Raw genomic sequence first — 14449 nt, 5'->3', positions numbered from 1 at the left:
CTTTTCATCATGTCCGAGGAAGAAACGACGCCACTCTATCGTTTCTTCCGCAGCATGCTAAATTTTTCGGGTGCCGCCGGTTCGCCGCGCGCCAATCCGGTCGAGACAAGGAAGATGATGCGAATTTTGACTGCCCTGATGCTGATGATCAGCCTCCTGCTGCCGGGGGCCGGGCAGGGCGTTCACGCGCAGGTTGCGCTCCCGCCCGTTCAGCTTCCCGATGCGGCGCGCACGCTGCCCTCATTGCCCGACATTGGAATCGAACCGCTGGTGACGGTTGGCGATACGCTGGCGCGGGTTCGGCTCGACCGGATCACAAGCCTGCTGCGCGAAAATCGTACGCGCGTAGAGCCCGACCGCAACGGCCAGCCCGCGCTGCGCGGCGTCCTGATCGCAACCGGCGTCGACGACGCGATGATCGCGCGCGCGGCGGAAAAGGGTTTCGCCCTGCTGGACCGCGAGCGCATCGAAAGCCTCGCGATCGACATCGTGCGCTTTTCGGTGCCGGAGGGGCGCAGCATAGCGCGCGCGCAGAAGCAGCTCGCCAAGTTGCTCCCCGATGCCGAGGTCGATGTCGACCATATCTATTTCGCGAGCGGTCCCGGCGGGGCGCTGCCCGGCGCCGCGCTCGCTACCGCCGCGGTCTCCGGAAACACGTCGCTCGGGCTGATCGACGGCGGCGTCGCGGCGCATCCCTCGGTTGCCGGGCGCGTCGAGCAGCGCGGGTTCGCCGCCGGCGCGCCCGCGGCCAGCCGCCACGGCACCGCGGTGGCATCGCTGCTGGTCGGCAATGGTCCGGTGCGCGGCGCGGCGCCGGGGCAAAACCTGCTTGCCGCGGATGTGTATGGCACCGACCCCGCGGGCGGCAACGCCAGCGCGATCGCGCGCGCGCTCGGCTGGCTCGCGGGTCGCGGGGTCGCGGTGACGACGATCAGCCTCGTCGGCCCCGACAACAAGCTGCTCGCGACGGCTGTCTCGCGCGCGCAGCAGCGCGGCATGCTGATCGTCGCGGCGGTGGGCAACGATGGCCCCGCGGCGCCGCCCGCCTATCCCGCCTCTTATAAAGGCGTATTCGCCGTGACCGGCGTCGACGCCAGGGATCGCGCGCTGCCCGAGGCTGGCCGCGCGCTCGATGTCGACTTTGCCGCCCCCGGCGATGCCGTGCTCGCGGCGACCGGGCCCGGCGAGACCGGACGGCTGCGCGGCACGTCCTTTGCCGCGCCGCTGGTGGCGGGGCGCCTCGCGCTCCGCTATCCCGCCCCGGCCATCGACCGCATCGGACCGGCGGTTGCCGCGCTGGTCATGGAGGCGCGCGACCTCGGCAAAAAAGGCCGCGACAAAATCTATGGCCATGGCCTGATTTGCGGCACCTGCGGCCGCCGCTGACCGGCACCTCCGGCACAGATTAAGAGAAGCCGGGCCTCTCCAGAATTATTCGGAAGAAAATCGAAAGCGCCATCGTTCTCCTTCGAGGCTCACCCCTCCGGGCCGCAAGATGAAGGACAAGGATCATGGCACATCGCATTTTCATTTCGGCCATCGCGCTCGCCGCGTCGGCCATGGCATTTTCAGCGCCCGCGTCGGCGCAGCTGCTCGGTGGCAGCGGCGGGCTAGGCGGCGGATTGGGCGGCGGTCTCGGCGGCACGCTCGGCAATCCGACCGGACCGATCGGCGGCACGCTGGGTACTGCCGGCGACCTGACCGGATCGGGTCGCGGCGAGGCCAATGTCGACCGCCGTTCGGGCCGCGTGCAGGGCAAGGGCGGCGCCGATGCGAACGGCAAGGGTTCGGTCGACGGCAATGGCAATCTGCTCGGCAATACGATCGGCGGCAACGCCAATGGTTCGGGCGGCGCGTCGGGTAATGGCAGCCTCGATGCGCAGGCCGTCGGCACCGACTTCGTCGGCCAGACCGCGCGCGGCGCTGTCGGCACCGCACAGGGCACCGCTTCGACCGCAACGGGCACCGCGCGCGGTGCGGTCGGGACTGTCCGCGATCGGGCCGGCGGCGCGCTGTCGGGCGTCTCAGGCAGTGCCAGCGGCGCGGGCTCGGTCGCGGGCGGCTTCCAGGGCAGCCTCGGCCAGCTTGCCGCAGCGGGCAGCGGCGCGGCGAGCGGCAACGGCATGTTCGCCGTCGCCCCCGGCATGCCCGTCACCGACCCGCGCGGTAAGGTGATCGGCTATGTCCAGGAACTGCGCCAGACTGGGCGCGGCGTCGTCCAGGCGGTGACCGTCGAGGTCGGCAACCGCGTCGCGACGCTTCCCGCCGCAAGCTTCGCGGGATCGGGCGACGTGCTCGTGACCGGCATGACCAAGGGTCAGCTCAAGAAGGCGGCCGAGCAGCAGGAAACCGCCGAATAATTAATTCGAACGGGGCGACCGGCAACGACCCCGATTGACGCCGGTCGAAAACTGGGCGGATCGCCAAGCGGTCCGCCCATTTTTTTGTCGCTTTCGGAACATCGGCGGATTAGCGACCATGGCGGTCAATCGCCATCCTGCTAAAACGCTGACACCGGGGCAAATTCAGGCACCCGGGCGGAAAGGCATTGCATCCTTTGCGCGGGTCCCATTCGCCACGGAGGTGAACAGTGTGGCCACCATGGCGCGCTTTACCGCCGTGGCGCGTCGGTTATCCTCGAACACAGCTATCGGGCCGAGCATGGAGAAGCCCGAAGATTGACGGTCGAACCCGGCCGTCGCGGGACGAGGGAGATATTATGACGATTCTGAAAGCCACCCTGGCGGCGGCTATGATCACGACGGCGCTGAGCTCTTCACTGGCATTCGCACAGGCGGCGAGCGGTGACGATCCGGCGGTCGGCGAGGGCGAGATCGTCGTCACCGCGCAGCGCCGCGAACAACGGCTGATCGATGTGCCGATCTCGGTTTCGGCGGTGAGCAGTGCCGCGATCGACCGCGCCCAGGTCCGGACCGTCACCGACATTGCGACCATCGTTCCGAACATCCAGATCAACGAAACGATCGGCAACAGTTTCGGCCCGCTGATCACCATTCGCGGCCTGTCCCCGTCGGCCGATACCAGCCTCGCCCGCGACCAGCCGGTCGGCCTTTATATCGATGGCGTGCCGATCGGAAAATCGACCGGCGCGGCCTTCGACACCGTCGATCTCGAGCGGGTCGAGGTTTTGCGTGGACCGCAGGGCACCTTATACGGCAAGAACACGATCGGCGGCGCGGTCAACCTGATCACCCGCAAGCCGAGCGGCGAATTCGGCGGCCAGTATCTGGCCGGCGCCGGGAGCTGGGGCCAGTTCAACCAGCGGATCTCGGTCGACCTGCCCGAGGTGGCCGGTTTCAGCGCCAAGGTCGGCGTCATCACGAAGCTCGACGGCGGCTATTATCGCAACTCGGTGCGCAAGAAGAATTTCGGCGAGGAAGAATTGTGGGCAGCGCGCGCCGACCTGCTGTGGCGTCCGTCGAGCAGCTTCAGCGCGCTCTACAGCTATGATATTTCGGACAGCAACGGCACCCCGAACCAGCTCGCCGCCACTGCGGTCACCGGGTCGGGCGCGACCGCGTTCGTCAACGCGCTGATGGCGCCTTATGTGGTCACCGGACGGACGCGCGAGATCGGGGCGCAAAGCGCGCTGTACAGCAACTATCGCACCAACGGACACGCGCTCACGCTCGAATGGCAGCCCGGTCTCGGCGACCTCACGCTCAAGTCGATCACCGCGCGGCGGACCGCGATGACCCGGTCGGCGAGCGATTTCGATGGCAGTCCGCTCGACCTGCTGCGTATCATTCTCAATAATAATTACAAGCAGTTCACCCAGGAATTGCAGGCGATCGGGACCGTCGGCGACTTTAAATACACGCTCGGCGCCTTCTATCTCGACGACGATTATGACGTGTTTAACCCGCGCTGGAACTTCCAGTTCGGGGGCAATAGCTTCGACATCAGCGAGCGCGGTGGCGGGTCCAGATCCTATGCCGGCTATGGCCAGCTCGCCTGGACGCCGCAGGCGCTCGACGAGAAACTGACCGCGTCGGTCGGGCTTCGCTACACCCGCGAATCCAAGCACGCCTATGAGCTCTTGCTTTCCAATTCGGCTTATCGCGTCAATCCGGCAGCCCCGGGGTCGGGCGTGTTCCAGCGCGACGCGAACGGCAATCCGGTCACCCGCAGCGGCGGCCCGGCGGCCGGCGCGCGGCCGGGTGCGGGCGGGATCGGCTACACCGACCTCAGCCCGCTCGAAAATTCGGGCGTCTGGAAACGGTTCAATCCCGAACTCAATATCCTCTATAAATTCCAGCCCGATTTCTCGGTCTACGGGCGCGTGGCGACGGGCTTCAAGAGCGGCGGCATCAACGATACCGCCGCGACCAACGCCGCCTTCATGACCCCCTATAATCCGGAAAAGCTGACATCGTTCGAGCTCGGGGTGAAATATGGGGGCTTCGGCAATGCGCTCAACCTGAGCGCCGCGGTCTATCATTCGATCTACAAGGATTTTCAGGCCGGGGTGTTCGTGCCGTCGCTGGTGACCACCAACATCATCAACGCGGGCAAGGCGAAATTCACCGGCTTCGAGGTCGAAGGGACGCTGCGCCCCGTCGAGGGGCTGAGCTTCAATTTCGGCGGCGGCTATGTAGATGCGCGCTACACCGATTTCATCCTGCCCGACGGCACCGACGTCACCGATACCTATGTGCTCTCGCGCGTACCCAAATGGAATTACCAGCTTGGTGCGCTCTATCGGCACGAGGTTGGCGTCGGCCGGCTGGAAACGAGCCTGAACTATAGCTGGCGCAGCAGCCAGTTCTCGTCGATCACCCCCGACCCGCTGGCCAAGATGCCGTCCTACGGGCTGCTCGACGGGCGTATTGCGCTCACCGAGATCGAACTTGGCGGCGACGCGACGGCAGAACTTGCTCTGTGGGGCAAGAATCTGACCGACAAGGAATATAAGGTCAGCGCGATCAACCTCGGCGTCCTCACGCTCGGCCAGTACGGTGATCCGCGCAGTTTCGGCGGCGAACTTCGCATCCGCTTCTGATCGCGGCGAGGCCGATATGTCAGTGGTTCTGGACCCGCCGCGCACCGGGTCGCGGTGGGTCCTGCCCTTTCTCGGGGCGGTGACCTTCCTCACCGCGATCGGCAATATCGGGCTGGTATCGGTGATGCCCACGATCGGCCGGCTGTTGCATATCCCGGATTTCCTGGTCGCGGGCATCTTTTCGCTTTCGGCGCTGACCTGGGCGATCAGCGCGCCCTTCTGGGTGTCGCGGATCGAGCGCAAGGGACCGAACCCCTATATTCGGGCAGGGCTCGTCGGCTTCGTCGTGTCGATGGGGGGCTGCGCGCTGTCGGTCGAGCTGGGCTTGCTGGGGCTCTTGACGCCGTTCGCCGCCTTCCTGCTCTTTTCGATATTGCGCTCGACTTATGGCCTGCTTGGTTCGGCGGCCGCCACCGCGACGCAGGCGCTGATCGCGGCCCAGACGACCGGCGCCGCGCGGACGCGCGCGATCACGACGCTGGCCGGCGCGCTCAGCCTTGGCACGATCGTCGGGCCGGCGATCGCGCCCGCGATGATCGTCGATCCGCTGGGGCCGCTCGGGCCGATGCTCGGCTTTGCGATCCTCGGCGGTTTCGCTCTTGCCGGCGCCTTCGTGTGCCTCCCGCGCGACCGGCGTAGCGGTGCGCCCGTGCCCGGCGGCGCGCCGAACATGTCGCTCGCACTTGTGTGGCGCCGCAGGGGGATCGGGCAGCATCTGAACTTCGGGCTGCTGCTTTGCTCGGCGCAGGCGATCAACCTCTATACCATCGGTTTTGTGATCATCGACCGGATGGCCGACGATCCGCTGACGGCGCAGCGGATGATCGGCATTGCCATGACCATCGCCGCTGCTGCCGCGCTGCTCGGCCAATGGGGTTTCGTCCGGCTGTTTTCGCCCTCGCCGCACGCGATGATGCGTATAGGCACCGGTTTTGCCTTTGCAGGCAATGCCTTGGCTGTGTTCCATGGAAGCGTGCATGCCGCTGTCCTGGGCTTTGTCCTTGCCAGCTTCGGCTACGGCCTCGCGCGTCCGGGGTTCAGCGCGGCGGCCTCGCTCGCGGGATCGACCGAGGATCAGGTCGCGATCGCTTCCGCCATCACCTTCATCGCCGGGGCATCGATCACCTTGCCGCCCGTCATCGCGTCCGCCGCCTATCAATGGTGGCGGCCGGCGCCGTTCGCGATCGCCGCGGTGATCGGGGGCGCATTGCTGTTGAGCCATCTTTTGCCCGTGCTCGTCCGGCATATTGTCCATGACGAGCGATAGATCGTTCGCGCCGACCCGCTTTATCCGGCGGGCGAAGCGCATAGTGTTGGACCATGGCGTGCACGGCCAGCCAGCCATCGCGGCGGCAAAAGATGTTCGCGCACAGAAATAGAAACTGGAGAGAGAGTGTGGATCGTTATCTTGTTATTTCGTCGGATGGTCATGTCGGTCTGCCTCCCGAAAAATATCGCGGCTATCTGGAATCGAAATATCATCAGCAGTTCGACGAGACGGTCGAGCTGGAGATCAAGGCGCGCGAGGAGCATGAAAAGCGCTTCCTGATCGACGACTTCAACAACAAGTGGCGCGCCCGCGTCGGTGACGGGCTCGAGGGCGCGTGGGACGGCACCATCCGCAATCGCGTGCTCGACGGCGACGGCGTCGCGGCCGAGGTGCTGTTTCCCGACGGGATTACCGAACGCAACGCACCGCCCTTTGGCGCGGACATTGGCCTCCGGCCCTCGGCTGCGCGGGCCGAACTGCAATGGGCCGGTGCACGGGCGCATAATCGCTGGTTGGCCGAATTCTGCCAGGACGATCCGCACCGCCGCATCGGACTCGCGGTCATTCCGGCGCTCTACGATATCGACGAGACCGCGAAAGAGATCGAATGGGCGAAGCGCCACGGGCTGAAGGGCGTATTTTTCCCGGCGCTGACCGACGGGTATGATCTTTACAACCACACCAAATATCATCGCATCTGGGCGATGCTCCAGGAAATGAACATGCCGCTTCATTTCCACTCGGGCGCCGCGCCCGCCTATGACACGACGCAGCCCGGCTGGATCGGCACTTTCCTGTGCGAGTTCGCCTTCTGGATGACGCGGCCCTTGTGGGCGATGACGTTCGGCGGGGTGTTCGAGGAATATCCGAAGCTGAAAGTCTGCTTCACCGAGGCGGGCGGTGAATTCTGGTTCCCGTGGGTGATGCAGCTCATGGATGTCCGCGCCTCGGCCAAGCATACGAGCGGGAAACTCGGCGACTATTATGCCAATATGAGCATGAAGCCGAGCGAGTATTTTGCGCGCAATGTGTGGGTCGGCTGTTCGGCGCTGCCCGATGAGGAAACGACGCAGGCTTATTACGACATCGGCGTCGATCGCATCCTGTGGGGCACCGACTATCCGCATCCGGAAGGAACCTGGCCGCACACTTTCGAAAAAATGTCGGCCAGCCTCGGCGGATTGCCCGACGACGATATTCAGGCGATGCTCGGCATCAACGCGCTCGACGTTTATGACGTCGATGCCGACGCGCTGTGGAAAATCGCCGGGGAGATCGGACCGCGCCGCGAATTGTTCGTCAAGCAGGCGGCCGAATAGGAGCCCCTGCGACGAGCGCGGGGAATAGGCGATTGCATTAGAGCGATGGGGGCTGATACATCCCGTCCTTTAGGATGGGTTGATGTCGAGTTGGCGCGGGATTGAGGAATTTCTGGCGGTCGTCGATCAGGGCAGTTTCACGGCTGCCGGCGATCAACTCGGCGTTTCGAAATCTTATATCAGCAAGACGGTGCACGAACTGGAAGAGCGGCTGGGCGTCCAGCTGCTCGTCCGCACCACGCGCCGCCTTTCGCTGACCGGCGCGGGCGAAAGCTTCCATCGCGAATGCGCCCAGCTGCAACAGCGCCTGAGCGAAGTCGAAAAGCAGGTCGGACTCTATAGCACCCATCCGGTGGGCCGGCTGCGCATCGGGCTCAGCGACATTTTCGGCTCGGATTATATGTCGGCGCTGCTCGCCGAATTCAGCGCCGACCATCCCGGGATCATGATCGAGCCGATCGCCTATCTGAACGAGAATGAGATTGTTCAGGAAAGCTTCGATATCGTCATCCGCTATGGCGCGTTGCCGAATTCGAGCCTGCGTGCGCGTACCTTTGGCTATCTGGCCTATTGCCTGTGCGCTACGCCTGCATATGTCGCGGCGCATGGCTGGCCGAAATCACCCGAAGACCTGCAGGAACATGACTGCCTGACCGACCGCAGCGGGTCGATCAGTTTCAACGGCGATATCTGCATCCGGGTCCAGCCCAAATGGGCCAGCAACAGCGGTATCGCCTTGCGCAGCGCGGCGCGAAAGGGCCTTGGCATCGCCAGCCTGCCCGTCATGGTCATTCGGCAGGATCTGGCCGAAGGACGGATGGTCGCGCTCGAGGAGGAATGGTCCTTCTATGACCGGGAATGCTGGGTCGTCTATTCGCCGGGCATCATGTCGGTGGCGACGCGTGCCTTCATCGACTATCTGGTGCGCAAGACGGGGCGCACGAAAATCCGTCCGTCGATGGCCGCGTCGCTCGTCGCGCGCTATTAGGGTTCGGACCTCAAGTCTCGCCATTGTTCGCGAGCACGCACAAACTGTGCGCGATTTCGGTCTTACCTCTTGGCGAACAGGCGATACACTTCCGGACAATGGCCATCGCTCAAAGATGGCGTGAACTGGGAGACTGACGTTGCCAAAGGTCGATCGCTTTCCGATGCCCATTCCGCATGGCTGGTTCGGGATAGGCTATGGCTCCGACCTCGCGGTCGGCGACGTCCGGCCGGTCCGCTATTTCGGCCGCGATCTCGTGCTGTTCCGCAATGAGCAGGGCGAGGCGGGACTCCTCGATGCCTATTGCCCGCATCTCGGCGCGCATCTGGGGCATGGCGGAACGGTTGAAGGCGACAGCATTCGCTGCCCCTTCCACCACTGGGCATTCCGTCCCAACGGATTTTGCAGCAGCATTCCCTATGCCAAGGCTTTCCCGCCGCGGGCGAAGCGCGAGGCGCTTGCCCGATCCTATCCGGTGACCGAAAAGAGCGGCGTCATCTGGGCCTGGTATCACCCCGACGATGTCGCCCCGATGTTCGATATCATCGACTATCCCGAATTTACCGACGCGAACTGGGCCGCGCCGATCAAGCGCGAATGGCGTTTTGCCAGCAATCCGCAGGAAATAGCCGAAAACGGCGTCGATGTCGCGCATTTCGCCTATGTCCATTCGATGGACGCGGTGCCCGAGGGCGAGACCGATTATGAGGGTGTGCGGCGGCGCAGCGTTGCACGCGGACATCGCACCATCGACCTGCCGTCGGGCGAGCGGAAGCAACTGCCCTATTCGGTCGAAACGATCCAGAATGGGGCGGGGCAGAAGTTTACGCGGTTGAGCGGACTCGTCGAACTGTCGCTGCTGGTCATCGCTACCCCGATCGAAGCCGACGACGTCGAACTGCGCTTCTGTTTCACGCACCCGAAGGTCGCGCCCGGTTCGCCCGAGGAAAAGGCGATCGAGGCGGCGATCGAGAATACTTGCGGCCAGAAGGGCGTCGAGGGCGACATTCCGATCTGGCATAACAAGATCCACCGCGCCCAGCCTTATCTGTGCGATGGCGACGGTCCGATCCTCCGTTTTCGCCGCTATTTCGAGCAATTTTATGGCGATGGGCCGGGCGGAAACCGTCTCGTCGAAGCCGCCGAATAAGGCCTCCGCGCGCGCGGAAAACTATCACCGTCAACTAGCTGCGCCTTGGGCGCCATAGGGAGAATTGCGATGTCCAAACTGCGTTATATCCAGGGTCCCGTCGAAACCCGCGCGCCCGGCATGCTGCGCAACACCGTTTACGGGATACGGGCGACATATGAGACCGATCCCGAAATCATCGCGGCGCTGTTGCCGCAGCCGCTCGTCGCGGCCGAACGGCCCGAAATCTGGCTCCAGATGGCGCATGTTTCGATGCACGTGACCGAAACCGACACGGTCGAAATCGGCGCGCTGACCATGGGGGTCAATTGCACCCACGAGGGCGCGCCGGGCGCCTATTGCTTCCACATGGCGATGGAGGGCGAAACCGTCGTCACCTCGGGACGCGAACGCTTCGGCGAGCCGAAAAAGATCGCGGAAACGCATTTCGAACGCAATGGCGACCACCTGCGCGCGACCTGTTCGCGTCACGGCATCACCTATTTCGAAATCGAAGGCACGATCGGCGAAGCGATCGACGCGCCGCTGAAATTCGAAGAACATCTGTTCTGCTACAAGGGCATGCCCTCGATCGACCAGCCGGGCCAGTTCGATGGCGACGTCTTCCTCACCCGCCTCAACTGGGAACGCAATTACGACGCGCGGCGCGCGATGACGGGGACGATCATCTTGCGCGATTCGCCTTTCGATCCGCTCGTCGACATCCCCGTTCGCCGCCTCGTCGACATGCAATATGTCGAGGGCGGGACCGCGACCGGCGGCACGCTGCTGCGCAAGGTGCCGGGCGAGTGGATCGCGCCGCACTGGGTCGGGCGACACGATGATCCGCGCAATGTCGGTGCCGAGATCGGCGAGCGGAAGGCCGCCTGATGGACGATTTTACCGGCCGGGTAGCGGTCGTAACGGGTGGTGCGAGCGGGGTCGGCAAATGCCTGTGCGCCGACCTCGCCCGCGCCGGCGCGCATGTGGTGATCGCCGACATCGATCCGGCGCGGCTCGAAAGTGTGCGCGGCGAGATCGACGCGCTGGGTTCGGGACAGGTGCTCGCGATCGCCTGCGACGTGACCAAGGAAGCATCGGTGCGCGCGCTGGCGGATCAGGTCTTCGACCGGTTCGAGACGGTGCATATCTTGTTCAACAACGCCGGCGTCGGCCTGGGCGAGGCGCAGCGCAAGCTTTGGACGCTCCCGCTCAGCGACTGGCGCTGGGGCATCGATGTCAATGTGCTCGGCGTCGTTCACGGGATCGCGGCGTTCGTGCCGCGGATGATCGAGGCGGGGCAGGAAGGCGTGATCGTCAACACCAGTTCGACTAACGGCGGGCTGCGCTCGCTTCCCAACACCCCCATCTATGCCGCGACCAAGGCGGCGGTGACCAGCATCTCCGAAGTCCTGCACCAGCAATTGCTGCGCGAGGGCGGCAAGCTGCGCGCGGCGACGCTCTTCCCGGGGCCGCACACGGTCAACACCGCGATCATGGCATCGGGCGAGGTCCGCCCCGCCGACTATGTCGAGAATGAAGCCCAGACCAAGGTGGCCTATCGCACGATGGAGGATCTGGTACGGACGACCGGGCTCAAGCTCAAGCTGACCGAGCCCGGGGAGGTATCCGCCTTCGCCCTCGCCGGCATCCGGGCGGGGCGTTTCTGGCTGCTGCCCGAAAGCGAGGAGAATGACGTGCTGATCGCCGCGCGAACCGAACAGATATTGGCGCGGCGGGACCCGCCGTCGGCATGGTGACGGCCACGGCGTCCGAAAAGCAGCAGCAGGGCGCGGCGACAGGGGGCGGTTTCTATCGCTGGCTGGTCGTCGCGATCCTGTTCGTCGGCTATTGCTTCAGCGCGATCGATGCGCGCGTGCTGACGCTGATGGTCGAACCGATCCAGCGCGACCTGGGCCTCAGCGATTTCGAAATCAGCCTGCTGCAGGGCTTCGCCTTTTCCTTGCTCTACAGCATGGCCGCGCTGCCCATCGGCCGCTACGTCGACCGGACCAAAAGGCGCGCGACGCTGATCGTCTGGGGGGTGCTGTTCTGGTCGGCGATGACCGCCGCCTGCGGGTTCACCAGCAGCTTCATCGGTCTCTTCCTCGCGCGCGTCGGCGTCGGGGTAGGCGAAGCGACGCTCAGCCCGACCGCCTATTCGCTGATCAGCGACTATTTCGAGCGGCGCCGGCGGGCGCTGGCGATCAGCTTCTATGCGATCGGCTATCCGATCGGCGGCGGCCTCGCGCTGTTGATCGGCGGCTGGCTGCTCGCGCGTTTCACCAAAACGGGCGGCGTGACATTGCCGTGGCTGGGCAGTTTCGAACCGTGGCAGATGGTGTTCCTGTGCGTTGCGGCGCCCGGGCTGCTCGTCGCCGCGGCGATGATGACGATCCGCGAGCCGGCGCGGCAGGAGTTGGCGGCAGGCCTTCCGGTGCAGAGCAGCCTTCGCGAAGGGTTCGACTATATTTCCGAACGCTGGGCGTTGTTCGGTTCGCTGATCGGTTCGCTCAGCCTGATTGCGCTCTTGGCAATCGGCACCGCGCTGTGGTTCCCGACTTTCCTGATCCGCAGCTATGGCATGAGCCCCGCCGAGGTGGGGATGTCATACGGGATGATCATGCTGACCTGCGGCACCGTCGGTACGCTGTCGGGTGGCTGGCTCGCGGGACGGTTGATGCAGGGCGGGCGGGCGGACGCCAATATGCGCGTCGTGCTGATCGCGACGTTGCTGAAGGGCGTGCCGCTCATCGTCGCGCCGCTGATGCCGACCGCCTTTTGGTCGCTGACGATGATGGCGATCGGCACGCTGATCGGGCAGGCTTCGCAAGGCGTGATGTTGACGGCGATTCAGGATGTGACGCCCAATCAGCTACGCGGGCAGGTAACGGCGATCTCGTTGCTGTGCGTCAATCTGGTGGGGATGGGGCTGGGCGCCAGCGTGATCGCCGCGATCACCGATTTCGGTTTCGGCGACCAGGCGGCGCTCGGCTATTCGATCGCGATCGCCGGCGCGGTCGTGCTGCCGCTGATCGTGGCGCTGCTTCTGGTGGCCCTGCCGCACTACCGCCGCGCGATCGAAAGCATCGCAAGATAGCGCCAACCGCTCCCGACCGGCGGCTCTTGTTCCTCCAATCCCGATCTCGTCCGTTTGAGTGATGTGAGCGTCCGGCAGCGGCCGTAGGGAATGGGGCAAGAGCAAACGGAAAATGGAGTGGAAAGCCCGTGCAACGCAATCTGGACCTGCGATATGTCGTCATCGGCGCCGGCATGTCGGGGATATTGGCGGCGATCCGCCTGCGCGAGGCGGGCTACCGCAACGTCACGCTTCTCGAAAAAGCACAGACGGTCGGCGGCACCTGGCGCGAGAATCGCTATCCGGGGCTCAATTGCGACGTCCCCGCGCACGCCTATACCTATAGCTTCGCGCCCAATGCCGAATGGAGCAGCTATCTTGCGCCCGGTCATGAGATCCAGGATTATTTCGAACGCGTGACCGCCGACTACAGCCTGCGCGACATCGCGCATTTCGGGCAGGAGGTCGAAAGCTGCGTCTATGCCGATGGCGTCTGGCGGATCGCGACCAAGGCAGGGATGGCGTGCGAGGCCGATGTGGTCATCACCGCGACCGGCGTCCTCCATCATCCCCGCATGCCCGACATCGCGGGGCTCGACGATTTTGCCGGAACCATCGCCCACAGCGCGCGCTGGGACGAAACGATTCCGCTCGACGGACAGCGCATCGGCGTCGTCGGCAACGGGTCGACGGGCGTGCAGCTGGTCTCCGCCCTCGGCAGCCGCGCTGGCAAGCTCAGCCATTTCCAGCGCTCGCCGCAATGGATCATGCCGGTGCTCAACGAGCCTTATGACGAAGAACAGCGCGAAGCCTTCCGCCGCGACCCGGCGCTGATCGACGCGATCCGCTATGACCCCGAATATCTCGCCAATGTGCTGCGCTTCACCGAAGGGATCATCAAGCCCGATTCAGAGGAAATGCAGATCATCGAGGCGATGGTGCTCGGCTATCTGGAACAGGGCGTGACCGATCCGGTGCTGCGCGAAAAGCTGCGCCCCGACTATCGCGCCGCGTGCAAGCGGCTCATTTTCTCGCCCGACTATTATCAAGTGGTTCAGGAACATGACGTCGACATCGTCGTCGGCGGGATCGACCGGATCGAGCCCGAGGGCATCCGCACGAAGGATGGCGTGCTGCACGAACTCGACCTCATCATCCTCGCGACGGGATTCCACAGCGATCGCTTCATCCGCCCCGCCGTCGTGACCGGACGCGGCGGCGTCGCGCTCGACGATGTCTGGCGCAAGCATGCGACCGCTTACAACGCGATCTCGCTTCCCGATTTCCCCAACTTTCTCTTCCTCAACGGGCCGACCGGGCCGGTCGGCAATTTCTCGCTGATCGATGTCGCCGAACGCCAGTGGGGCTATGTCGAGCAACTCCTCGACAAGGTGGCGACGGGCGAATGCGACGAGATTTCGGTGAGCGCCGATGCCATGGCGCGCTATGAAGACACGCGTATCGCGGCGGCGAAGGGGACGATCTTCGCTTCGGGTTGTTCCAGCTGGTATCTCGGCAAGGATGGTGTGCCGATGACCTGGCCGTGGAGTTATGGCCGTTTCGCCGAAGTGATGGCGAAGCCCGACTTCGACGATTTCGAAATGGTGAAGGCCGAGGTCGCCGCCTGAAGGCGAGGCCCAA

Annotated in this window: 11 protein-coding genes; all 11 read left to right on the top strand. The window is 64.6% G+C overall.

The features are described from left to right. Positions 1-9 precede the first annotated feature (9 nt). The 11 genes from V6M50_RS09070 (at position 10) to V6M50_RS09020 (ending at position 14436) form a co-directional block, all read left to right on the top strand. A complete protein-coding gene (locus V6M50_RS09070; protein WP_332818234.1) occupies positions 10-1386 on the top strand; it encodes a S8 family serine peptidase in 1377 nt (458 codons plus the stop codon). Positions 1387-1511: 125 nt separating this feature from the next. Further along, positions 1512-2360 (top strand): hypothetical protein, encoded by an 849-nt coding sequence (locus tag V6M50_RS09065; RefSeq protein ID WP_332818233.1) that lies wholly within the window; start codon positions 1512-1514, stop codon positions 2358-2360. A gap of 359 nt (positions 2361-2719) precedes the next feature. Then, positions 2720-5023: a TonB-dependent receptor gene (locus V6M50_RS09060; RefSeq protein ID WP_332818232.1), complete on the top strand. Its 2304-nt coding sequence runs from the start codon at positions 2720-2722 to the stop codon at positions 5021-5023. Between the two features lie 16 nt (positions 5024-5039). Beyond that, entirely contained in the window at positions 5040-6290 is a 1251-nt protein-coding gene (locus tag V6M50_RS09055) for an MFS transporter (RefSeq protein ID WP_332818231.1), read from the top strand. 128 nt (positions 6291-6418) lie between these two features. Beyond that, positions 6419-7612 carry an amidohydrolase family protein gene (locus V6M50_RS09050; protein ID WP_332818230.1) on the top strand — a complete coding sequence of 398 codons (1194 nt, stop codon included), beginning with the start codon at positions 6419-6421 and terminating at the stop codon, positions 7610-7612. Between the two features lie 82 nt (positions 7613-7694). After that, the gene (locus tag V6M50_RS09045; protein ID WP_332818229.1) at positions 7695-8600 is read left to right on the top strand and encodes a LysR family transcriptional regulator; all 906 of its coding nucleotides are present in this window, start codon (positions 7695-7697) and stop codon (positions 8598-8600) included. A gap of 163 nt (positions 8601-8763) precedes the next feature. Beyond that, positions 8764-9750, top strand: a complete 987-nt coding sequence (locus V6M50_RS09040; protein WP_332818228.1) for a Rieske 2Fe-2S domain-containing protein — start codon at positions 8764-8766, stop codon at positions 9748-9750. A 69-nt stretch (positions 9751-9819) separates the two neighbouring features. Beyond that, entirely contained in the window at positions 9820-10620 is an 801-nt protein-coding gene (locus V6M50_RS09035) for an acetoacetate decarboxylase family protein (RefSeq protein ID WP_332818227.1), read from the top strand. Continuing rightward, positions 10620-11489, top strand: coding sequence for an SDR family NAD(P)-dependent oxidoreductase (locus V6M50_RS09030; protein ID WP_332818226.1), 870 nt, complete (start codon positions 10620-10622; stop codon positions 11487-11489). Before V6M50_RS09035 ends, V6M50_RS09030 begins: the two co-directional genes overlap by 1 nt. Continuing rightward, complete coding sequence (locus tag V6M50_RS09025; protein WP_332818225.1) at positions 11483-12829, top strand: MFS transporter; 1347 nt, start codon at positions 11483-11485, stop codon at positions 12827-12829. Before V6M50_RS09030 ends, V6M50_RS09025 begins: the two co-directional genes overlap by 7 nt. Positions 12830-12957: 128 nt before the next feature. Next, a complete protein-coding gene (locus tag V6M50_RS09020) occupies positions 12958-14436 on the top strand; it encodes a flavin-containing monooxygenase (protein ID WP_332818224.1) in 1479 nt (492 codons plus the stop codon). Positions 14437-14449 lie beyond the last annotated feature (13 nt).

This window comes from Sphingopyxis sp., from assembly GCF_036675685.1.
GTDB lineage: Bacteria > Pseudomonadota > Alphaproteobacteria > Sphingomonadales > Sphingomonadaceae > Sphingopyxis.
This window is presented reverse-complemented; position numbering and strand designations above follow the sequence as displayed.

Coding starts and splice junctions, on each gene's coding strand:
- V6M50_RS09070 (WP_332818234.1), top strand. CDS start 10: ATGTCCGAGGAAGAAACGACGCCACTCTATCGTTTCTTCCGCAGCATG.
- V6M50_RS09065 (WP_332818233.1), top strand. CDS start 1,512: ATGGCACATCGCATTTTCATTTCGGCCATCGCGCTCGCCGCGTCGGCC.
- V6M50_RS09060 (WP_332818232.1), top strand. CDS start 2,720: ATGACGATTCTGAAAGCCACCCTGGCGGCGGCTATGATCACGACGGCG.
- V6M50_RS09055 (WP_332818231.1), top strand. CDS start 5,040: ATGTCAGTGGTTCTGGACCCGCCGCGCACCGGGTCGCGGTGGGTCCTG.
- V6M50_RS09045 (WP_332818229.1), top strand. CDS start 7,695: ATGTCGAGTTGGCGCGGGATTGAGGAATTTCTGGCGGTCGTCGATCAG.
- V6M50_RS09040 (WP_332818228.1), top strand. CDS start 8,764: ATGCCCATTCCGCATGGCTGGTTCGGGATAGGCTATGGCTCCGACCTC.
- V6M50_RS09035 (WP_332818227.1), top strand. CDS start 9,820: ATGTCCAAACTGCGTTATATCCAGGGTCCCGTCGAAACCCGCGCGCCC.
- V6M50_RS09030 (WP_332818226.1), top strand. CDS start 10,620: ATGGACGATTTTACCGGCCGGGTAGCGGTCGTAACGGGTGGTGCGAGC.
- V6M50_RS09025 (WP_332818225.1), top strand. CDS start 11,483: ATGGTGACGGCCACGGCGTCCGAAAAGCAGCAGCAGGGCGCGGCGACA.